Annotated in this window: 18 protein-coding genes and 1 pseudogene; 13 read left to right on the top strand and 6 right to left on the bottom strand. The window is 64.9% G+C overall.

The genetic code is table 11. The annotated features are described in order from the left end of the window. Positions 1–4 precede the first annotated feature (4 nt). Entirely contained in the window at positions 5–1201 is a 1197-nt protein-coding gene (dapC, locus tag ACODS9_RS11625; protein ID WP_489093940.1) for a succinyldiaminopimelate transaminase, read from the top strand. 33 nt (positions 1202–1234) lie between these two features. Here dapC and ACODS9_RS11620 read toward each other — a convergent pair whose 3' ends face one another. Then, a complete protein-coding gene (locus ACODS9_RS11620; RefSeq protein ID WP_046854390.1) occupies positions 1235–2881 on the bottom strand; it encodes a Na+/H+ antiporter in 1647 nt (548 codons plus the stop codon). A gap of 283 nt (positions 2882–3164) precedes the next feature. On the opposite strand from ACODS9_RS11620, the gene ACODS9_RS11615 reads away from it, so the two are divergent. The 4 genes from ACODS9_RS11615 to ACODS9_RS11600 all read left to right on the top strand — a co-directional run bounded on the left by ACODS9_RS11615 (position 3165) and on the right by ACODS9_RS11600 (position 6282). After that, the gene (locus tag ACODS9_RS11615; protein ID WP_489093939.1) at positions 3165–3512 is read left to right on the top strand and encodes an ArsC family reductase; all 348 of its coding nucleotides are present in this window, start codon (positions 3165–3167) and stop codon (positions 3510–3512) included. Between the two features lie 42 nt (positions 3513–3554). Then, a complete protein-coding gene (gene dapD / locus ACODS9_RS11610) occupies positions 3555–4589 on the top strand; it encodes a 2,3,4,5-tetrahydropyridine-2,6-dicarboxylate N-succinyltransferase (RefSeq protein WP_110701871.1) in 1035 nt (344 codons plus the stop codon). A gap of 80 nt (positions 4590–4669) precedes the next feature. Then, on the top strand, positions 4670–5875 hold the full coding sequence (locus tag ACODS9_RS11605; RefSeq protein ID WP_489093938.1) for a cysteine desulfurase: 1206 nt from the start codon (positions 4670–4672) through the stop codon (positions 5873–5875). Next, a complete protein-coding gene (locus ACODS9_RS11600) occupies positions 5872–6282 on the top strand; it encodes a SufE family protein (protein WP_401110977.1) in 411 nt (136 codons plus the stop codon). The genes ACODS9_RS11605 and ACODS9_RS11600 overlap by 4 nt, the downstream gene beginning before the upstream one ends. 19 nt (positions 6283–6301) lie before the next feature. On the opposite strand, the gene tcdA is transcribed toward ACODS9_RS11600, so the two are convergent. After that, positions 6302–7111, bottom strand: coding sequence for a tRNA cyclic N6-threonylcarbamoyladenosine(37) synthase TcdA (gene tcdA, locus ACODS9_RS11595; protein WP_489093937.1), 810 nt, complete (start codon positions 7109–7111; stop codon positions 6302–6304). A 288-nt stretch (positions 7112–7399) separates the two neighbouring features. Between tcdA and ACODS9_RS11590 the strand changes: the two genes are divergently transcribed. Beyond that, a complete protein-coding gene (locus tag ACODS9_RS11590; RefSeq protein ID WP_489093936.1) occupies positions 7400–10000 on the top strand; it encodes a glycosyltransferase in 2601 nt (866 codons plus the stop codon). A 115-nt stretch (positions 10001–10115) separates the two neighbouring features. Here the strand turns inward: ACODS9_RS11590 and ACODS9_RS11585 are convergent, their stop codons facing one another. Further along, complete coding sequence (locus tag ACODS9_RS11585; protein WP_401110983.1) at positions 10116–10391, bottom strand: hypothetical protein; 276 nt, start codon at positions 10389–10391, stop codon at positions 10116–10118. 196 nt (positions 10392–10587) lie between these two features. Here ACODS9_RS11585 and ACODS9_RS11580 point away from each other — a divergent pair. From ACODS9_RS11580 to ACODS9_RS11565, 4 genes and pseudogenes are all read left to right on the top strand, one after another. After that, positions 10588–10746: pseudogene (locus ACODS9_RS11580) on the top strand (hypothetical protein); the annotation flags it as partial. A gap of 118 nt (positions 10747–10864) precedes the next feature. Continuing rightward, complete coding sequence (dapE, locus tag ACODS9_RS11575; RefSeq protein ID WP_046854384.1) at positions 10865–12016, top strand: succinyl-diaminopimelate desuccinylase; 1152 nt, start codon at positions 10865–10867, stop codon at positions 12014–12016. Beyond that, positions 12016–12828, top strand: a complete 813-nt coding sequence (locus ACODS9_RS11570; RefSeq protein WP_401110986.1) for a putative RNA methyltransferase — start codon at positions 12016–12018, stop codon at positions 12826–12828. Before dapE ends, ACODS9_RS11570 begins: the two co-directional genes overlap by 1 nt. Before the next feature lie 17 nt (positions 12829–12845). After that, positions 12846–13223 carry a hypothetical protein gene (locus ACODS9_RS11565; RefSeq protein WP_367858073.1) on the top strand — a complete coding sequence of 126 codons (378 nt, stop codon included), beginning with the start codon at positions 12846–12848 and terminating at the stop codon, positions 13221–13223. 64 nt (positions 13224–13287) lie between these two features. On the opposite strand, the gene ACODS9_RS11560 is transcribed toward ACODS9_RS11565, so the two are convergent. Next, positions 13288–13497 carry a cold-shock protein gene (locus tag ACODS9_RS11560; protein WP_011535295.1) on the bottom strand — a complete coding sequence of 70 codons (210 nt, stop codon included), beginning with the start codon at positions 13495–13497 and terminating at the stop codon, positions 13288–13290. 228 nt (positions 13498–13725) lie between these two features. Between ACODS9_RS11560 and plsB the strand changes: the two genes are divergently transcribed. Continuing rightward, positions 13726–16215 (top strand): glycerol-3-phosphate 1-O-acyltransferase PlsB, encoded by a 2490-nt coding sequence (gene plsB / locus ACODS9_RS11555; protein ID WP_489093935.1) that lies wholly within the window; start codon positions 13726–13728, stop codon positions 16213–16215. A gap of 64 nt (positions 16216–16279) precedes the next feature. Continuing rightward, positions 16280–16966 (top strand): DUF4197 domain-containing protein, encoded by a 687-nt coding sequence (locus ACODS9_RS11550; protein WP_489093934.1) that lies wholly within the window; start codon positions 16280–16282, stop codon positions 16964–16966. A 130-nt stretch (positions 16967–17096) separates the two neighbouring features. Here ACODS9_RS11550 and ACODS9_RS11545 read toward each other — a convergent pair whose 3' ends face one another. Together ACODS9_RS11545 and ACODS9_RS11540 are read right to left on the bottom strand one after the other, a co-directional pair. Beyond that, positions 17097–20162 (bottom strand): efflux RND transporter permease subunit, encoded by a 3066-nt coding sequence (locus tag ACODS9_RS11545; RefSeq protein ID WP_489093933.1) that lies wholly within the window; start codon positions 20160–20162, stop codon positions 17097–17099. Between the two features lie 6 nt (positions 20163–20168). After that, positions 20169–21269: an efflux RND transporter periplasmic adaptor subunit gene (locus ACODS9_RS11540; RefSeq protein ID WP_489093932.1), complete on the bottom strand. Its 1101-nt coding sequence runs from the start codon at positions 21267–21269 to the stop codon at positions 20169–20171. A gap of 172 nt (positions 21270–21441) precedes the next feature. Here ACODS9_RS11540 and ACODS9_RS11535 point away from each other — a divergent pair, with 172 nt between their 5' ends. Further along, positions 21442–22083, top strand: a complete 642-nt coding sequence (locus ACODS9_RS11535; RefSeq protein WP_102690704.1) for a TetR/AcrR family transcriptional regulator — start codon at positions 21442–21444, stop codon at positions 22081–22083. Positions 22084–22144 lie beyond the last annotated feature (61 nt).

The raw sequence follows: 22144 nt of genomic DNA, 5'->3' as shown, positions 1-22144 counted from the left end.
GCCGATGAACCACGCCCTGACCCAGCTCCAGCCCTACCCGTTCGAGAAACTGCGCGCCCTGCTGGGCACCGTGAAACCGGCAGCCGACAAGCGCGCCATCGCCTTGTCGATCGGTGAGCCGAAGCATGAATCGCCGGCGTTCGTCGCCAAGGCCATGGCCGACAACCTCGACAAGCTGGCGGTCTACCCCAGCACCATCGGCCTGCCGGCCCTGCGCCAGGCCATTGGCCAGTGGTGCGAACGGCGCTTCGGCGTACCGACGGGCTGGCTGGACGCCGACCGTCATATCCTGCCGGTCAATGGCACCCGCGAAGCGCTGTTCGCCTTCACCCAGGCCGTGGTCAACCGCGACGACGACGGCCTGGTGGTCAGCCCCAACCCGTTCTACCAGATCTACGAAGGCGCGGCCCTGCTGGCCGGTGCCACCCCGCACTACCTGCCATGCCTGGAAAACAACGGTTTCAACCCCGACTTCGATGCCGTTCCGGCCGAGACCTGGGAACGCTGCCAGATCCTGTTCCTGTGCTCCCCGGGCAACCCCACCGGCGCCCTGGTGCCGATGGACACCCTGAAGAAGCTGATCGCCCTCGCCGACAAGCACGACTTCGTGATCGCCGCCGACGAGTGCTACAGCGAGCTGTACTTCGACGAGGACGCGCCGCCACCGGGCCTGCTGAGCGCCTGCGCTGCGCTTGGTCGCAGTGACTTCAAGCGCTGCGTGGTGTTCCACAGTCTGTCCAAGCGCTCCAACCTGCCAGGCCTGCGTTCGGGCTTCGTGGCTGGCGACGCCGAGATCATCAAGCCGTTCCTGCTGTACCGCACCTACCACGGTTGCGCCATGCCGGTGCAGACCCAGCTGGCCAGCATCGCTGCCTGGCAGGACGAGGACCACGTGCGCGAAAACCGCGACCAGTACCGCGCCAAGTACGACGCGGTGCTCGACATCCTGCAGCCGGTGATGGATGTGCAGCGCCCGGATGGCAGTTTCTACCTGTGGGCCAAGGTGCCGGGCAGCGATGCCGATTTCACCCGCGACCTGTTCGAGGCCGAACATGTGACCGTGGTGCCGGGTTCGTACCTTTCACGCGAGGTGGACGGGGTCAATCCGGGCGCCGGGCGCGTGCGCATGGCACTGGTAGCGCCGCTGGCCGAGTGCATCGAGGCCGCCGAGAGGATTCGCGACTTCCTGCGCAACCGTTGAGTTGCAAGGGGGCGCCCTGCGCCCCCTGCTTCACTAGCGAACCTGCCCCAGGTTCGCCTCGCTCATGTCCAGTTCCCCCAGCACCTGTCGCACCACCTCATCACCCACCAGATGCTGGCGATGCAGCTCGTACAGCTCCAGGCGCTGAGCACGTAATGCCCGCAGGCGCAGGCGACGCTCCAGCAGATCCATCTGCTCTGCCAGCGCCCGAGCCTCGGCAGTGTCGTTGTAGCTGTCCAGTTCATCCCGGTATTCGGCCATCAACCGCGCTTTCAGCTCGGTGGCCAAGGTGGCCTGGGCGGCGTCCTGGGGCGCATTGGCATCGATCACCTCCTCGGCTTCCAGGGCGTGAATAGCCGCTTCGGCCGTGCGCCGCCAGGCCTCCTGCACCTCCTGGTGCAAGCGCTCATCGGGACTCTTGGTAACGCCACGCAGCAAAATCGGCAAGGCAATCACCGCGCTGACCAGCGACAGCAGGATCACCCCGGCGGCGATGAAGATCAGCAGGTCGCGCTCGGGGAAGGCCTTGCCCGCTCCCATCAGCAGCGGCACCGACATCACGCCCGCCAGGGTCACCGCCCCGCGCACGCCACCGAAGGTCAGCAGCCAGCAGGAGCGCGCGGTCGGCATCAGTACCAGCGTCGGCTTGCCGCGCCAGCGCCGCACCACGCCGATAGCGCGCCAGATGCTCTGCACCCAGACAAAGCGCAGCAGCACCAGCGCGGCGAAGATCGCCACCACGTCCAGGCAGCGCCAGGCCAGGGTCGGCCAGACAGTTGCCTCGTCGGTGACCACCGCCTTGATGATGTCCGGCAACTGCAGGCCCAGCAGCAGGAAGATCAGGCCATTGAAGGCGAACTCCAGCAACGACCAGACACTGCGATTGAGCAGGCGGGTGCTGGTCTGGCGCGGCAGCAGGTCGAGCCAGCTCTGCATCATGCCCGCGGCCACCGCCGAGAGGATGCCCGACACGCCCAGGCGCTCGGCCAGCACGTAGGCGGCGAATGGCAGCAGCAGCATGAACACCACGTGGGTGGCCGGATCGTCCCAGCCGCGGGTGATCATCCACATGCGCAGGCGCCCCACCAGCCAGCTCAGCGCCACGCCCACCGCCAGGCCACCAAGGGCGACGAGCACGAAGGTCAGGCTGGCCTCGGTCAGCGAGAACACGCCGGTGATGGCGGCGGCCAGGGCGAACTTGAAGGTCACCAGGCCCGAGGCGTCGTTCATCAGCGCCTCGCCCTGCAGCATGTGCATCAGCGGCGTGGGCAGGCGGTCCTGGGTGATGGCCGAGACCGCCACCGCATCGGTGGGCGACAACACCGCCGCCAGGGCAAAGGCCACCGGCAGGGGAATGCTCGGCAGCAGCCAGTGGATGAAGTACCCGGCGCCGACCACGGTGAACAGCACCAGCCCCACCGCCAGGGCCACCACCGGCCCGCGTATGCGCCACAGCTCGCGCTTGGGCATGCGCCAGCCATCGGCGAACAGCAACGGCGGCAAGAACAGGAACAGGAACAGCTCCGGGTCGAGTGCCACATGCAGGCCGAGGGTTGGCCATGCCAGCAAGGCGCCCGCGCCAATCTGTACCAGCGGCAGCGGCAGCGGCAACACGCGCCCCACCAGTTTCGACACGCTCACCAGCATCAGCAGGATAAGAACGGTATAGGCTGACTGCATCGGCAAGCTTCCTGTGTAATCGGAGAAACAACAGCAAGGCGAAACATCGCCATTGAAACAATATGTTAGCGAGGACCTTCTATTGTGGACCGCTGCACGTTAGTCGCAACCCACCGGCGAATATGTAACACAATGCTACTTGAGACGATGTGACATACATCCCCCCATACCTTCGGGCCCGCAGCCGTGGCGCCAACCCCATCGATACCGCATAATCGCTGCCACCCAATCTTCAAGGAGTATCGGGGACGCCAGGCCAAGCCCGGCAGCCCCAGGCATTTCAATGGCTTACACTCTCTACGGCATCAAAGCCTGCGACACCATGAAAAAGGCCCGTACCTGGCTTGAAGAAAAGGCCATTGGCTACGACTTCCACGACTACAAGACCCAGGGCATCGACCGTGACAGCCTGAACCGCTGGTGCGACGAGCATGGCTGGGAAGTCGTGCTGAACCGCGCCGGGACCACCTTCCGCAAGCTCGACGACGCCAGCAAGACCGACCTCGACCAGGCCAAGGCCGTCGAACTGATGGTCGCCCAACCGTCGATGATCAAGCGCCCGGTGCTCGACCTCGGCGAGCGCACGCTGGTCGGCTTCAAGCCCGACCTGTACGCGGCGGCGCTGGCCTGATCACGCATTACGCTCCATCCCCTTTTCGCATGAGGTAATCGCATGTCTCAATCGCTGTTCAGCCTGGCCTTCGGTGTCGGCACCCAGAACCGCCAGGGCGCCTGGCTGGAAGTCTTCTACGCACAGCCTGTGCTCAAGCCGTCCGCCGAACTGGTCGCGGCCATCGCGCCGGTCCTCGGTTATGAAGGTGGCAACCAGGCCATCGCCTTCAGCACCGCCCAGGCCGCCCAGCTGGCCGACGCGCTCAAGGGCGTCGACGCCGCCCAGGCCGCCCTGCTGACCCGCCTGGCCGAAAGCCACAAGCCGCTGGTCGCCACCCTGCTGGCCGAAGACGGCGCCCTGGCCTCCACCCCCGAGGCCTACCTCAAGCTGCACCTGCTGTCGCACCGCCTGGTCAAGCCGCACGGTGTGTCGCTGGCCGGCATCTTCCCGCTGCTGCCCAACGTCGCCTGGACCAACCAGGGCGCGGTCGATCTGGCGGAGCTGGCCGAGCGGCAACTGGAAGCGCGCCTGAAAGGCGAACTGCTGGAAGTGTTCTCGGTGGACAAGTTCCCGAAGATGACCGACTACGTGGTGCCAGCCGGCGTGCGCATCGCCGACACTGCACGTGTGCGCCTGGGCGCCTACATCGGCGAAGGCACCACCATCATGCACGAAGGCTTCGTCAACTTTAACGCCGGCACCGAAGGCCCGGGCATGATCGAAGGCCGCGTCTCCGCTGGCGTGTTCGTCGGCAAGGGCTCCGACCTGGGCGGCGGCTGCTCGACCATGGGCACCCTCTCCGGCGGTGGCAACATCGTCATCAAGGTCGGCGAAGGTTGCCTGATCGGCGCCAATGCCGGTATCGGCATCCCGCTGGGCGACCGCAACACCGTCGAAGCCGGCCTGTACATCACCGCCGGCACCAAGGTGAACCTGCTGGACGAGAACAACCAGCTGGTCAAGGTGGTCAAGGCGCGCGATCTGGCCGGCCAGACCGACTTGCTGTTCCGCCGCAACTCACTCAATGGCGCCGTGGAGTGCAAGACCCACAAGTCGGCCATCGAGCTGAACGAGGCACTGCACGCTCACAACTGAGGCTCTGCCTGGGTTTGAGGTGATAAGATCGGGTCTGCTCCTACGGGCAGACCCGATTTTTCATTCCAGGCCCCGCGAACATGTTCCAGCCCTCCCCCTGGCGTACCGACTTCCCGGCCATCGCCGCCCTGCAACGGCAGCACCAGACCTACCTGGACAGCGCCGCCACCACGCAGAAACCCCAGGCCCTGCTCGATGCCCTGAGCCATTACTACGGCCATGGCGCAGCCAACGTGCACCGCGCCCAACACCTGCCCGGCGCATTGGCGACACAGGCCTTCGAGGGTACACGGGACAAGGTCGCCGCCTGGCTCAATGCAGCCGATGCGCGCCAGGTCGTATTCACCCACGGCGCTACCTCGGCCTTGAACCTGCTGGCTTATGGCCTGGAACATCGCTTCGAGGCAGGCGACGAAATCGCCGTCAGCGGCCTGGAGCACCACGCCAACCTGCTGCCCTGGCAACAACTGGCGCATCGCCGCAACCTGCGGCTGGTGGTCCTGCCGGTCACCGACCAGGGGCATGTCGACCTGGAGCAGGCCCTGCAACTGATCGGCCCGCGCACTCGCCTGCTGGCGATCAGCCAACTGTCCAACGTGCTGGGTACCTGGCAACCGCTGACGCCTTTGCTGGCACATGCCCGCGCCCAGGGCGCGCTGAGCGTCGTCGATGGCGCCCAGGGCGTGGTCCATGGCCGGCATGACGTGCAGCAACTGGCGTGCGACTTCTATGTGTTCTCCAGCCACAAACTCTATGGTCCCGACGGAGTGGGCGTACTTTACGGCCGCCAGGATGCGCTGGCGTTGCTGCGTCACTGGCAATACGGCGGAGAAATGGTGCAGATGGCGGACTACCAGAGCGCCAGCTTCCGCCCCGCGCCACTGGGTTTCGAAGCCGGCACCCCGCCAATTGCCGGGGTAATCGGCCTGGGCGCCACCCTGGACTACCTGGCCAGCCTCGACGTACATGCCGTGGCTGCCCATGAAACCAGCCTGCACCAGTACCTGGTACGGGGCCTGACCGATCGCGAGGGGGTTCGCCTGCTCGGCTCACCCGAGGCGGCTTTGGCCAGTTTCGTCATCGATGGCGTGCACAACGCCGATATCGCCCACCTGCTGACCGAACAGGGTATCGCCGTGCGCGCCGGGCACCATTGCGCCATGCCACTGCTCAGGCACCTGGGGCTCGATGGCGCGATCCGCGTATCGCTGGGGCTGTACTCCGATAGCGACGACCTGCAGCGCTTCTTCGAGGCGCTCGACAAAGGCCTGGAGCTGTTGCGATGAACCTTTCGCCAGAGGCCAGCCAAGCGCTGGAAGCTTTCGAACAGGCGCGTGGCTGGGAGCAGCGGGCGCGGTTGCTGATGCAGTGGGGTGACCGCCTGGAGCCACTGGGCGACAGCGACAAGACCGAAGCCAACCGGGTGCATGGCTGCGAGAGCCTGGTATGGCTGGTGGCGGTGCAGGACGACGGACAGTGGCGGTTCAAGGCAGGCAGCGATGCGCGGATGCTGCGGGGGTTGCTGGCACTTCTTCTTGTGCGAGTACAAGGCTTGGCCAGCGATCAGTTGGCAGCGCTCGACCTGAGCACCTGGTTTACCCAACTGGGGCTGGAGCGGCAGTTGTCGCCGTCGCGCAGCAATGGGCTGCATGCGGTGCTACTGAGGATGGCCGAACTCGCCACCCAGGCCTGAATCACTGCCCCGCGACAGCCTAATCAGCCTTGACCCGCTCCGAAGGACGCCGCGCCCCGGCCACAAGCTTTTCAACGGCCTTGCTCGCCGCCACCATGCCGAAGGTCGCGGTCACCATCATCACCGCGCCGAAACCACCGGCGCAGTCCAGGCGTACACCTTCACCAACAAAGCTCTTCTGCAGGCACACACTGCCGTCTCCCTTGGGGTAGCGCAGCTGTTCGCTGGAGAACACGCACGGCACGCCATAGTTGCGGCTGGTGTTGCGCGAGAAGTTGTAGTCGCGGCGCAAGGTCGAGCGCACCCGTGAAGCCAGCGGATCGTTGAAGGTCTTGTTGAGGTCGCCGACCTGGATCTGGGTCGGGTCGATCTGCCCACCGGCGCCACCGGTGGTGACGATGGCGATCTTGCGCCGGCGGCACCAGGCGATCAGCGCGGCCTTGGCCATAACGCTGTCGATGCAGTCGATCACGCAGTCTATCTGCTCGGTGATGTACTCGGCCATGGTCTCGCGGGTGACGAAGTCGGCCACCGCGTGCACCGTGCAGGCCGGGTTGATCGCCCGCAGACGCTCGGCCATCACCTCCACCTTGAGGCGGCCCACCTGCCCTTCGAGGGCGTGGGCCTGACGGTTGGTGTTGCTCACGCAGACATCGTCGAGGTCGAACAGGCTGATCTCGCCCACGCCGCTGCGGGCCAGGGCCTCGGCCGCCCACGAGCCGACCCCGCCAATGCCGACGATGGCCACATGGGCCTGGCGCAGGCGCTGCAAGCCGTCGTCGCCGTAGAGCCGGGCGACGCCGGCGAAGCGTGGATCTTCTGTGCTCATGTGGGGACCTCGAAAAAACCGGCGCGCATTATATGCCAAGGCATGCGCTCCGGGGGGAGCACAGCGCGTGAACACGCCGCAACGGCGTGGCAGAGCGGCTCGGGGTTGGAACAAAACCTACCTAGCCTGCTTTAATGTCCTATCAAGCAAATATATCTGGACGACAAGCGAGCGGCCTCAGAACTACATCACTTGCCGATAATCCAACGGATTACCTTCTCCGGCACTTGTAGGACCCACGGCCTGCGACAGCGAACCTCGCTCCCCTCTTCGGAACCTCGAACACCTATGTCATCACGTAAATTCGGTCTCAACCTGGTAGTGGTCCTGGCCATTGCCGCGCTGTTCACCGGGTTCTGGGCCTTGATCAACCGCCCGGTGTCCGCCCCCGCCTGGCCGGAACAGATTTCCGGTTTCTCCTATTCGCCCTTCCGCCTGGGGCAGAGCCCGCAAAAAGGCCAGTACCCCAGCGAGGACGAGATCCGCCAGGACCTCGAGCAACTGAACAAACTGACCGACAACGTGCGTATCTACACCGTCGAAGGCACCCAGGCCGAGGTACCGCGCCTGGCCGAAGAGCTCGGCCTGCGCGTGACCCTGGGCATCTGGATCAGCAACGACCAGGAGCGCAACGAGCGCGAGATCGAAAAGGCCATCGGCCTGGCCAATACCTCACGCAGCGTGGTGCGGGTGGTGGTCGGTAACGAAGCGTTGTTCCGCGAGGAAGTCACCGCCGAACAGTTGATCGGCTACCTGGACCGGGTGCGCGCTGCGGTGAAGGTGCCAGTGACCACCAGTGAGCAGTGGCACATCTGGAAGGAACACCCGGAGCTGGCGAAACACGTCGACCTGATCGCCGCGCACATCCTGCCCTATTGGGAATTCGTGCCCATGAAGGACTCGGTGCAGTTCGTCCTCGACCGTGCCCGCGAGCTGCGCAAGCAGTTCCCACGCAAACCGCTGCTGCTCTCGGAGGTCGGCTGGCCGAGCAATGGCCGCATGCGCGGTGGCGCCGACGCCACCCAGGCCGACCAGGCCATCTACCTGCGCACCTTGGTCAACACCCTCAACCGTCGTGGCTACAACTACTTCGTCATCGAGGCCTACGACCAGCCATGGAAAGCCAGCGACGAAGGCTCGGTGGGCGCCTACTGGGGCGTGTACAACGCCGAGCGCCAGCAGAAGTTCAACTTCGAGGGGCCGATCGTGGCGATCCCGCAATGGCGCGCCCTGGCCGTGGCCTCGGTGGTGCTGGCGATGATCGCCCTGGCCATCTTGCTGATCGACGGCTCGGCCCTGCGCCAGCGCGGGCGCACCTTCCTCACCTTCATCACCTTCCTGTGCGGGTCGGTGCTGGTATGGATCGCCTACGACTACAGCCAGCAGTACAGCACCTGGTTCAGCCTGACCGTGGGCGTGCTGTTGGCACTGGGCGCCCTCGGGGTATTCATCGTGCTGCTGACCGAGGCCCACGAACTGGCCGAGGCGGTGTGGATCCACAAGCGCCGACGCGAGTTCCTGCCCGTTCAGGGCGACAGCGCCTATCGGCCCAAGGTCTCGGTGCATGTGCCGTGCTACAACGAGCCGCCGGAGATGGTCAAGCAGACCCTCGACGCCCTCGCCGCACTGGACTACCCGGACTACGAAGTGTTGGTGATCGACAACAACACCAAGGATCCGGCCGTTTGGGAACCGCTCAAGGCCCACTGCGAGAAGCTCGGCGAGCGCTTCAAGTTCTTCCACGTCGCGCCCTTGGCGGGCTTCAAGGGCGGCGCCCTGAACTACCTGCTCCCGCACACCGCCAAGGACGCCGAGGTGATCGCGGTGATCGACTCGGACTACTGCGTCGACCGCAACTGGCTCAAGCACATGGTGCCGCACTTCGCCGACCCGAAGATCGCCGTGGTGCAGTCGCCGCAGGACTACCGCGACCAGCACGAGAGCGCCTTCAAGAAGCTGTGCTACAGCGAGTACAAGGGCTTCTTCCATATCGGCATGGTCACCCGCAACGACCGTGACGCGATCATCCAGCACGGCACCATGACCATGACCAGGCGCAGCGTGCTCGAGGAACTCGGCTGGGCCGAATGGTGCATCTGCGAGGACGCCGAACTGGGCCTGCGGGTGTTCGAGAAAGGCCTGTCGGCGGCCTACGCCCACAACAGCTACGGCAAGGGCCTGATGCCCGACACCTTCATCGACTTCAAGAAGCAGCGCTTCCGCTGGGCCTACGGCGCCATCCAGATCATCAAGCACCACGCCGGCGCCCTGCTTCGCGGCAAGGGCAGCGAGCTGACCCGCGGCCAGCGCTACCACTTCCTGGCCGGCTGGCTGCCATGGATCGCCGATGGCATGAACATCTTCTTCACCGTGGGCGCCCTGCTGTGGTCGGCGGCGATGATCATCGTGCCGCATCGGGTCGACCCGCCGCTGATGATGTTCGCCATTCCGCCGCTGGCGCTGTTCTTCTTCAAGGTCGGCAAGATCCTGTTCCTCTATCGCCGCGCGGTGGGGGTCGACCTGAAGGATGCCTTCGCCGCCGCCCTGGCGGGGCTGGCGCTGTCGCATACCATCGCCAAGGCGGTGCTGTACGGTTTCTTCACCAGCAGCATGCCGTTCTTCCGCACGCCGAAGAATGCCGACAGCCATGGTCTGCTGGTGGCGATTGCCGAGGCCCGCGAAGAGCTGTTCATCATGCTGATGCTGTGGGGCGCGGCGCTGGGGATCTACCTGGTGCAGGGGCTGCCGAGTTCGGACATGCGCTTCTGGGTGGCAATGCTGCTGGTGCAGTCCTTGCCGTACCTGGCGGCATTGGTGATGGCGCTGCTGTCGTCATTGCCCAAGCCGAACGATATGGGCTACCGCGACGAAGCGTCGGAAACTTCATGATCAAGTGGGCTGCCATCCAGCCCGTGTCATGGTGGACCCGGGCCATGACATTGGCATGAAGATACAACGTGGGCGCAGGTCAACAGAGCCATTGCCCACGTTGATTACGCATGGACTAATAGGACAGATAAAAAAACTTTCCGTTTTGGACCCCGCCCATAACCTCTACCGGCTTGCCAGAAATCTCCAGCTTGGCCAGTAATCCGTAGAGCATGCGTTGCTCCTCTTCATTGGGTATGTTGATGTGCATCACCCCCTGGTCGGTTTTCAACTCAAACCCCAGCCCCATAGGACTCAGATACACATAGATATTATCGACGCGATCAAAGGAACCGGATCGCAAACGATCTTTGGGTTTCAGACGCTCGGCAACTCTATCGACTAGTTCCATAAACAGCTCCCTTCTGACATCCAATGGTTTTATTACCCACCGGGCCTTTATTGGCGCAATTCAGATAAAAGGAAACTGGCATTTCTGGCAGTTGCATTAGTGCACCGTCAGCACGGATATTATGGGATTTCGTCACTGCCATGACTGGCCCGACGCTCGAAGTTCCACAGCCACGCGGACCGGTTGTAGCACGCTGGGGATCTATCTGGTGCAGGGTCTGCCGAGTTCGGACATACGCTTCTGGGTAGCGATGCTGCTGGTGCAGTCCTTGCCATACCTGGCAGCGTTGGTGATGGCGCTGCTGTCGTCGCTACCCAAGCCGGCGGAGAAGGCAAGCGAAGCACAGGTCGTTTGATGTAGCGTGGAAGCGGCGGTGCGCCGCCGCTCCCGCGAAGCACATCGTGTCCGCGGACATCATTTGATATAAGATAACGCCCCAGTTTCCCGCCCTGCCTTGCCCCCGGAGTCTTGCAATGACGGCCCCTGCCGAGCTTTCGCCTACCCTGCAACTGGCCTGCGACCTGATCCGCCGCCCGTCGGTCACCCCGGTCGATGCCGACTGCCAGGCCCAGATGATGAACCGCCTGGGCGCCGTCGGCTTCCAGCTCGAGCCGATGCGCATCGAAGACGTCGACAACTTCTGGGCCAGCCATGGCACCCAGGACGGCCCTGTGCTGTGCTTCGCCGGCCACACCGACGTGGTGCCCACCGGCCCGGTGCAGCAGTGGCAGCATGAGCCGTTCGAAGCGCTGATCGATGCCGACGGCATGCTCTGCGGCCGTGGTGCCGCCGACATGAAGGGCAGCCTGGCGTCGATGGTGGTGGCCTGCGAGCGCTTTGTGCACGACTACCCGAACCACCGCGGCAAGGTCGCCTTCCTGATCACCAGCGACGAGGAAGGTCCGGCCCACCACGGCACCAAGGCTGTGGTCGAGCGCCTGAAGGCGCGCAACGAGCGCCTGGACTGGTGCATCGTCGGCGAGCCGTCCAGCACCACCCTGCTCGGTGACGTGGTCAAGAATGGCCGGCGCGGCTCGCTCGGCGCCAAGCTGACCGTGCGCGGCAAGCAGGGCCATGTGGCCTACCCGCACCTGGCGCGCAACCCGATCCACCTGGCCGCGCCAGCCCTGGCGGAACTTGCCGCCGAGCACTGGGACGAAGGTAACGCGTTCTTCCCTCCAACCAGCTTCCAGATCTCCAACCTCAACTCCGGCACTGGCGCCACCAACGTGGTCCCAGGCGAGCTGACCGCGCTGTTCAACTTCCGTTTCTCCACCGAATCGACGGTCGAAGGCCTGCAGCAACGCGTCGCGACGATCCTCGACAAACACCAGCTGGAATGGAGCATCGATTGGGCGCTGTCGGGCCTGCCGTTCCTCACCGAGCCGGGTGAATTGCTCGATGCGGTGTCCTCGAGCATCAAGGCCGTCACTGGCCGCGAGACCCGACCATCGACCAGTGGCGGTACCTCCGATGGCCGCTTCATCGCCACCATGGGCACCCAGGTGGTCGAGCTCGGCCCGGTCAATGCCACCATCCACCAAGTGGACGAGCGTATCCTGGCCAGCGATCTCGACCTGCTGACCGAGATCTACTACCAGACCCTGGTGCGGTTGCTCGCCTGATGCTCGCCTGCCCTCTCTGCCAGGCGCCGCTGGCGCAGCTCGACAATGGCGTGGCCTGCCCCGCCGGCCACCGCTTCGACCGCGCCCGCCAGGGCTACCTGAACCTGCTGCCGGTGCAGCACAAGAACAGCCGCGACCCGGGCGACAACCAGGCCATGGTCGAAGCCCGTCGCGACTTCCTCGACGCCGGCCATTACGCTCCAGTGGCAAGTCGCCTGGCGCAACTGGCGGCCGAGCGCCAGCCGCAGGCCTGGCTGGACATCGGCTGCGGCGAAGGCTACTACACCGCGCAGATCGCCCAGGCCCTGCCAACGGCCAACGGCTACGCCCTGGACATCTCCCGCGAAGCGGTCAAGCGTGCCTGCCGCCGTGCGCCCGAGGTGACCTGGATGGTGGCCAGCATGGCCCGCGTGCCCATGGCCGATGCCAGCTGCGGCTTCATTGCCAGCGTGTTCAGCCCGCTCGACTGGCAGGAAGCCAGGCGCCTGCTGGCCCCGGGCGGTGGCCTGATGCGGGTCGGCCCGACCAGCGGTCATCTGATGGAGCTGCGCGAGGTGCTCTACGATGAAGTGCGCCCCTACGCCGACGACAAGCACCTGGCCCTGGTCCCGGCAGGCATGACCCACGCCCACAGCGAGATCCTCGAGTTCCGCCTGAGCCTGGTCGAGGCCAAGGCCCGCGCCGACCTGCTGGCCATGACCCCACACGGCTGGCGAGCCAGCGCCGAGAAGCGCGCACAAGTGATCGAACAGCCCGAACCCTTCGTGGTCACCGTTTCCATGCGTTATGACTATTTCGTGCGCCAAGACTGAGCACACTGGAGCCTCCCATGCGTCAACCCGATATCGAGATCTACCTCAAGGACGCCGAGGTCGATCACAAGCAGATCGCCGACTGGCTGGCCCAGGCCCTTGGCCCGTGCAGCGAATGGAAGCAGAAAGGCCAGACCTTCAAGTGCACGGCCGGTAACATCCCGGTCACCTGGTTACCGAAAGCTGTGGGGAAATGGAACAGCCTGTACCTGGAAAGCGACCAGACCCCCTGGGCCGACGACATCGCCTGCGCCCGTGCGGCATTCGCCGCGCTGAACGTCGAAGTGCGTTGCGCGCCAGGTAGCTGGGCGGAAGAAGACGGGGAAGAAGATGCCGATCGCTGGATCCGCATCAGCGCCGACGGTGAAGAGGAAATCACCTGGCGTACCAGCTGAGGCCGTTCGCATCAGGCTGCAAGTTCCACGGCCAACTTGCAGCTTGAGCGTGCAGCCGGAAGGCTCAGAGCCCGACTACATCCTCTGCCTGCAGGCCTTTCTGGCCCTGCACGAGTGCGTACTCCACCTGCTGTCCCTCGACCAGGGTGCGATGCCCCTCACCGCGGATAGCCCGATAGTGGACGAACACGTCCGCACCACCTTCGCGCTGAATGAAGCCATAACCCTTGGCATCGTTGAACCACTTCACATTCCCAGTCTCACGAGACGACATCTGAACTACTCCGGATTTTTATTTTGAAGATCGCCTTGCTGGCATGGGCTCACCGCCCACGCCGACGCAGCTTGCACGAATATCCTGCAAGCGGCAGGCCGAGTATATGACAGGGAACAAAAAAAAATCATGACAGGGGCATTTATGGCGGAATTTTGCTGAACTTACGCAGATACGGCAGACTAACGCGCTGAAAAAACACCGTTACTTCCACCCAGGGCCCACCCCATGACCCGTTCTCCCCTGCGCCGCCTCATCTTCGGCGCCCTGCGTCGCGTTCTCTACCTGTGGGTGCGCTCCGAAACCATCAACCAGTCCTCGCTGACGCTCAATCTCGACCGCAGCCGACCGGTGTTCTATGCCCTCTCCTCGCCGTCGCTCACCGACCTGGCCGTGGTCGACCACGAGTGCACCAAGGCAGGGCTGCCGCGCCCGGTACTGCCAGTGGCCGTCGGCCTTCTGCAGGAGCCCGCGGCGTTCTTCTACCTGACCCCCGACCCCGACTGGCTCGGGCGCCAGGACAAACGCGGCGCGCCGCCCACCCTCGAGCGCCTGGTCGCGGCAATCAGCCAACATGCCGAGGAAGACGCGCAGATCATCCCGGTCAGCGTGTTCTGGGGCCAGACCCCGGCCAGCGAGTCGAGCCCGTGGAAGCTGCTGTTCGCCGACAGCTGGGCCGTCACCGGCCGCCTGCGCCGCCTGCTCAGCGTGCTGATCCTCGGGCGCAAGACCCGGGTGCAGTTCTCCGCGCCGATCCACCTGCGCGAGCTGGTGCAGCACAACAAGGGCCACGAGCGCACCGTGCGCATGGCCCAACGCATGATGCGCGTGCATTTTCGCAACCTGAAGACCGCGGTCATCGGGCCGGACATCTCGCACCGTCGCAACCTGGTCAAAGGGCTGGTACATGATCCTCTGGTGCGCCAGGCGATCAGCGACGAGGCCGACCGCGAGAAGATCCCCTACGCCAAGGCCGAGGCCAAGGCGCTGCACTATGGCAACGAGATCGCCTCGGACTACACCTACACCGCGATCCGCTTCCTCGAAGTGGTGCTGAGCTGGTTCTGGAACAAGATCTACGACGGCATCAAGGTCAACCACATCGAGCAGGTGCAGGGCATCGCCCCCGGCCACGAAGTGATCTACGTGCCCTGCCACCGCAGCCATATCGACTACCTGCTGCTGTCCTACCTGCTGTTCCGCAACGGCCTGACGCCGCCGCACATCGCTGCCGGCATCAACCTCAACATGCCGGTGATCGGCGGCCTGCTGCGCCGCGGCGGGGCGTTCTTCATGCGCCGCACGTTCAAGGGCAACCCGCTGTACACCGCCGTGTTCAACGAATACCTGCACACCCTGTTCACCAAGGGCTTCCCGGTGGAGTACTTCGTCGAGGGCGGGCGCTCGCGCACCGGACGCATGCTGCAACCGCGCACCGGCATGCTGGCGATCACCCTGCGCAGCTTCCTGCGCTCCTCGCGCACGCCGATCGTCTTCGTGCCGGTGTACATCGGCTACGAGCGGGTGCTCGAAGGCCGCACCTACCTGGGCGAGCTGCGCGGCGCCAGCAAGAAGAAGGAATCGATCTTCGACATCTTCAAGGTCATCGGCGCGCTCAAGCAGCGCTTCGGCCAGGTGTACGTCAACTTCGGCGAGCCGATCCGCCTGAACAGCTTCCTCGACCAGCAGCAACCCGGCTGGCGCGAACAGGCGCTGGCCCCGCAGTTCCGCCCGGACTGGCTCAACGAGACCACCACCCGCCTGGGCGAGACCGTTGCCCGCCACCTCAACGAGGCTGCAGCAATCAACCCGGTCAACCTGGTGGCGCTGGCCCTGTTGTCGACCAGCCGCCTGGCCCTGGACGAACGTGCCCTGACCCGCGTGCTCGACCTGTACCTGGCCCTGCTGCGCCAGGTGCCCTACTCGCCGCACACCACCCTGCCCGAGGGTGACGGCAAGGCACTTATCGAGCACGTACTGGGCATGGATTTGCTGGCCGAGCAGAAGGATGCGCTGGGTCGCATCCTGTACCTGGACGAAGCCAACGCGGTACTGATGACCTACTACCGCAACAACGTGCTGCACATCTTCGCCCTGCCGGGGCTGCTGGCGAGCTTCTTCCTCAGCAGCTCGCGCATGAGCCGCGAACTGCTGGGCCAGTACGTGCGGGCGCTGTATCCGTACCTGCAGGCCGAACTGTTCCTGCGCTGGACGCCCGAGCAACTGGACGAGGTGATCGACCAGTGGCTGGCGGCGCTGGTCGAACAGGGGCTGCTGCGCAAGGAACAAGACATCTACATGCGCCCCGCGCCCAGCTCGCGCCAGTTCGTGCTGCTGACGCTGCTGGCCCGCACCATCACCCAGACCCTGCAGCGCTTCTACATGGCCACTTCGCTGCTGCTCAACAGCGGCCAGCACACGCTGAGCGCCGAAGAGCTGGAGGAGCTGTGCGTGATGATGGCCCAGCGCCTGTCGATCCTGCATGGCTTGAATGCGCCCGAGTTCTTCGACAAGACCCTGTTCCGCCACTTCATCCAGACGCTGGTACGTGAAGGCGTCTTGCGACCCGACAGCGCCGGTAAGCTGGGCTACCACGACAAGCTCGCCGAGCTGGCCGAAGGCGTGGCCAAGCGCGTGCTGTCGGCCGAGCTGCGCCTGTCGATCCGCCAGGTGGCCTTGCACCGCGATGAAACACCGGACCCTGCGGCGACTGCCTGACTGGCCCGATCACGGACTAAACGATACGCTGAACCTGCTCCATTCTGCCCATAAGGAAAGCCCCATGATCCGCTCCTCCCTGCGCTTCACCACCCTGTGCGCCGGCCTGCTGATGTCGGCCAGCGCCCTGGCCCTGTCGCTCGGCGACCTGTCCCAGAGCGACGCCTCCGGCGGCCTGAAGGACGCCCTTACCCAAGGCGCGCAGATCGCCGTCAAGCAACTGAGCACCCCCGGCGGCTTCAGCAACAACCCGGTCGTGCGCATCGAGCTGCCGGGCAACCTCGGCAAAGCGGCCAAGGCCATGAAGATGTTCGGCAAAGGTGACCAGGTCGATGCCCTGGAAACCAGCATGAACAAGGCCGCCGAGGCTGCCGTGCCGCAAGCCCAGGCGATCCTGGTGGACGCGGTGAAGAAGATGACCGTGACCGACGCCAAGGGCATCCTCAGCGGCGGCCAGGACTCGGCCACCCAGTACCTGAACAAGAGCAGCCGCGAGCAGATCCGCGCCAAGTTCCTGCCGATCGTCAAGCAGGCCACCGACAAGGTCGGCCTGGCCCAGCAGTACAACAGCTTTGCCGGGCAGGCCAAAGGCCTGGGCCTGATCAAGGATGACGCCAATATCGAGAACTATGTGACCGAGAAGGCGCTGGACGGCTTGTTCGAAATGATCGGCAAGCAGGAAGAAAGCATTCGCCAGAACCCGGCCGGTGCGGCCACCAGCCTGGCCAAGAAGGTGTTCGGCGCGCTGTGATGTTGAGCTGAAAACCAGTGGGGCTGCTGTGCAGCCCTATCGCTGGCAAGCCAGCTCCCACAGGTACTGCGCAACTCGTGTGGGAGCCGGCTTGCCGGCGATAGCAGGGCAAAGCCCTCCCGCTCGTTCCTCAGTTTTTCTTGACCCTGAACCACGCCGCATACAGCGCCGGCAGGAACAGCAGGGTCAGCACCGTGGCGACGATCAATCCACCCATGATCGCTACCGCCATCGGCCCGTAGAACACACTCCTCGACAACGGAATCATCGCCAGCACCGCCGCCAGCGCAGTCAGCACGATCGGCCGGAAGCGCCGCACCGTGGCCTCGATGATCGCCTGCCAACGCTCCATCCCCCCGGCGATGTCCTGTTCGATCTGGTCCACCAGGATCACCGAGTTGCGCATGATCATGCCGGCCAGGGCGATGGTCCCGAGCATGGCGACGAACCCGAACGGCTGGCGGAACACCAGCAGGAACAGGGTCACGCCGATCAGCCCGAGGGGCGCGGTGAGGAACACCATGAACATCCGCGAGAAACTGCGCAGCTGGATCATCAGCAGACTCAGCACCACCACGATGAACAGCGGCATGCCGGCGTTCACCGAACGCTGGCCACGCTCGGAGTCTTCCACCGTGCCGCCCACTTCGAGCAAGTAGCCATCAGGCAGCTCGTCCTTGATCTGCGCCAGCGTCGGCTGGATCTGCTTGATCAAGGTCGCCGGCTGTTCCTTGTCGTAGATATCGGCGCGCACGGTGACCGTGGGCAGGCGGTTGCGGTGCCAGATGATGCCTTCCTCGAAGCCGTACTCAAGGGTCGCCACCTGCGACAGGGCCACGCTCTGACCGTTGTCGGTGGGCACCGCCAGGCTGCCCACGTTGCCCAGTTCACGGCGCTCCTCTGGCGTACCGCGCAGGAGAATCTCGATCAGCTCGTTGTCTTCGCGGTACTGGCTGACGTTGCTGCCGGTCAGCGAACTCTGCAGGAAGCTCGACAGGTGCGCGGTGCTCACGCCCAGCGCCCGGGCACGGTCCTGGTCGATATCCAGGTACACCGCCTTGCTCGGTTCTTCCCAGTCCAGGTGCACGTTGACCACGTGCGGGTTCTCGCGCACCTTGGCCGCCACCTCGCGGGCCAGGGCGCGAACCTTCTCGATGTGTTCGCCGGTGACACGGAACTGCACTGGATAACCTACGGGCGGGCCGTTTTCCAGGCGCGTGACCCGCGAACGCAGGTCGGGGAACTGCTGGTCCAGGGTGCCGATCAACCAGCTGCGCAGGCGTTCACGGTCTTCCAGCGACTTGGCCAGCACCACGAACTGGGCAAAGCTCGCCGCCGGCAGTTGCTGGTCCAGCGGCAGGTAGAAACGCGGTGAACCGGTGCCGATATAGGCGACATAGTTGGCGATACCGTCCTGTTGCTTGAGCAGCGCCTCCAATTGCTTGACCCGCTCAGCGGTGTTGTTCAGCGAAGCCCCTTCGGTCAGCTTCAGATCGACCATCAGCTCCGGCCGCCCGGACGCGGGGAAGAACTGCTGCGGCACGAAGCGGAACAGCAGGATGCTGCCGACGAACGCGGCGATGGTCAGCACGATCACCGTCTTGCGCCGCCGCACGCACCACTCGACCACGCGCCGGACACGCTGGTAGAACGGTGTCGCATAGGGATCGGGGGCGTGCCCGTCGGCGCCGTGGCGAGCAGCGTGGAGCTTGGCCAGGTCCGGCAGCAGGCGCTCGCCCAGGTAGGGCACGAACACCACCGCCGCTACCCAGGACGTGAGCAAGGCAATGGTCACTACCTGGAAGATCGAACGGGTGTATTCCCCAGTACTCGAAGCCGCCGTGGCGATCGGCAGGAAGCCCGCCGCGGTGATCAGGGTGCCGGTGAGCATCGGGAACGCCGTGCTGGTCCAGGCGTAGCTAGCGGCCTTGAGTCGGTCGTAGCCCTGTTCCATCTTGATCGCCATCATCTCCACCGCGATGATCGCATCGTCGACCAGCAGGCCCAGGGCCAGCACCAGCGCCCCCAGCGATATCTTGTGCAGGCCGATGCCGAAGTAATGCATGGCGGCGAAGGTCATGGCCAGCACCAGCGGGATCGCCAGCGCCACCACCAGGCCGGTGCGCAGGCCCAGCGAGAAGAAGCTCACCAGCAGGACGATGGCCAGGGCCTCGACCAGCACCTGGACGAACTCACCGACCCCGGCCTTCACCGCCGCCGGCTGGTCGGACACCTTGCGCAGCTCCATGCCCGCCGGCAGGCTCTGCGCGAGCCGGGCGAACTCGCCTTCCAGGGCCTTGCCGAGCACCAGGATGTCGCCGCCGTCCTTCATCGATACCGCCAGCCCGATGGCGTCCTCGCCCATGAAGCGCATGCGCGGCGCGGGTGGGTCGTTGAAACCGCGCTGCACCTCGGCGACATCACCGATGCGGAAGGTACGGTCACCGATGCGGATAGGGAACTGGCGAATCTGTTCGACGCTGTCGAAGCGCCCGCTGACCCGCAGTTGCAGGCGCTCGCTGGGGGTTTCGAAGAAGCCCGCGGTACTCACCGCGTTCTGCTCGCGCAGTGCCTGTTGCACGGCGGCGAGCGGCACCCCGAGGGTGGCCAGCTTGACGTTGGACAGCTCGATCCAGATCTTCTCGTCCTGCAGGCCGATGAGCTCCACCTTGCCCACGTCCTTGACCCGCTGCAGCTGGATCTGGATACGGTCGGCGTAGTCCTTGAGCACCGCATAGTCGAAGCCGGCGCCGGTCAGGGCGTAGATATTGCCGAAGGTGGTGCCGAACTCGTCGTTGAAGAATGGCCCCTGCACCTCGGGGGGCAGCGTGTGCTTGATGTCCGCGACCTTCTTGCGGATCTGGTACCACAGCTCGGGGATATCCTTGGAATGCATCGCGTCACGGGCCATGAACGTGACCTGGGACTCACCGGGCCGGGAGAACGAGACGATCTTCTCGTACTCGCCGGTCTCCATCAGTTTCTTCTCGATACGCTCGGTGACCTGGCGCGACACCTCCTCGGCGGTCGCGCCTGGCCACAGGGTACGGATGACCATGGCCTTGAAGGTGAAGGGCGGATCCTCGCTCTGCCCCAGCTTGGTGTAGGACATGGCGCCTATCGCCGCCAACAGGATCATCAGGAACAACACGATCTGGCGATTGCGCAGCGCCCAGGCGGAAAGGTTGAAACCCATCGGGACTTACTCCTTGGCCGCCAGGTTCACTTCACGGTTGCTGCGGTCCACAGGCCGCACCTGTTGCCCCTCGCGCAGTACATGGCCGCCTGCTGCCACCACCCAATCACTGGCTTGCAGGCCTTCGAGCACCGGCACGCTGTCCGCGCCATAGGCACCCAGACGCACAGCGGCCCGCTCCAGCCGGTTGTCCTTGCCAACCCGCCAGACATAGGCCTGCCCCGCTTCGGCGGTCACCGCCGACAGCGGCACCGCCAGCGCCGAGCGTTCGGCATGGTCGATGAACACCCGCGCGCTCTGGCCCAATTCGGCCGGGGTGGCGTTGGAGGTAAAGGCAATGCGCGCGGCGAAGGTACGCGAACGCGGGTCCGCCGCCGGGGAAAGCTCGCGGATCCGCCCTTCGAAACGCTGGTTCGGATGCGACCACAGCTCGACACTGACCGTCTGCCCGACGGCGAAGCGGGCGAACTGCTGCTCCGGCAGGCCGATGGCCACTTCGCGCTCACCATCGGCGGCCAGCGTGAACACGGTCTGCCCTGCCGCCACCACCTGGCCCACCTCGACCTGGCGCTTGGCGATCACGCCGGCCTGGGGGGCGCGCAACACGGCATACTCGGCCTGGTTGCCCGCCACCTCGTACTCGGCCTTTGCCTGCTTCAAGCGGGCCATGCCGGCGCGGTAGAGGTTCTCGGCATTGTCGAACTGGGAATGGCTGACCATCTGCCGATCCAGCAGTTTCTGGTAGCGGTCGCGCTCGGCACGTACCAACGCCAGGTTGGCCTCGGCCGCCGCCAGCTGAGCGCGATTGGCCTCCAGTTGCAGGCGCACGTCCTGCGGGTCGAGTTCGGCCAGCGGCTGCTCGGCCTTGACCCGCTGCCCTTCCTCCACCAGGCGTTTGCTGACCTTGCCACCGATACGGAACGCCAGTTCAGGCTCGAACCGCGCCCGCACCTCGCCCGGGTAGCTGTCGGCGGATGCCCCGGCCGGCTGGGGTTGGACCACCAGTGCCGGACGCGGCGCGGCGGGTGGCGCGGCCTCCTGGCCGCAGGCGGTGAGCAGCAGCACGGCAACGGCCGGCAGGGCGAGGGACAACGCACGACGCAACATGATGAATGACCTTTGGCAGAGGGCGCATCGAATATTTATACTGGCGAGTATATTAAGTCAGCGAATCGGGTCGGGGAAGCAGGCGCTTCAGAGAAAATCGATATTTAGTGGTGCGACGTACGCTGCAGCCGACCGCCCCCGGACCCGGTAAGATGTGCCCCTTTCACAGAGAATGCGGTCCCTCATGTCCAACGACGCACCCATCGGCCCCGGCCGGCCCAAGGACCTGGCCAAGCGCGAGGCCATCCTCGAAGCCGCCAAGCGCCTGTTCCTCAGCCTTGGTTATGCCAACACCAGCATGGATGCGGTCGCTGCGGCGGCAGGTGTTTCAAAGCTCACCGTCTACAGCCACTTCACCGACAAGCAGACGTTGTTCGGCGCGGCGGTCATGGCCACCTGCCAGAACCAGTTGCCTGACCTGATGTTCGAGTATCCCGAAGGCGCGGCGGTGGAAGACGTGCTGCTGAACATTGCGCGTGGTTTTCAGGCTTTGATCAGCAGCGATGAGGCCGTCAAGCTGAGCCGCCTGATCTTTGCCTTGGGCAGCCAGGATCCGGGGTTTGGGCAGTACTTCTACGCGGCGGGGCCCAAGCGGGTGATGAGCGGGATGGAGGCGTTGCTGCGTTGTGTCGATCAGCGGGGGCTGCTGCGGATCGATAACCCTTGGCAAGCGGCGGAGCATTTCTTCTGCCTGGTGAAGGGGGCGCCGGATTATCGGTTGCTGTTGGGGTGCTCGCCGGCGCTGGAGGGGGATGAGGCTGAGGCGCATGTGCGGGAGGCGGTGGGGGTTTTTATTCGGGCTTTTCGGGGGTAAGGGTTCGGGTTCGGGTTCGGGTTCGGGTTCGGGTTCGGGTTCGGGTTCGGGTTCGGGTTCG

This window comes from Pseudomonas sp. FG36, from assembly GCF_057809275.1.
Note: the sequence above shows the minus strand (reverse complement) of the source record. Positions and strands in the feature narration are given on the sequence as shown.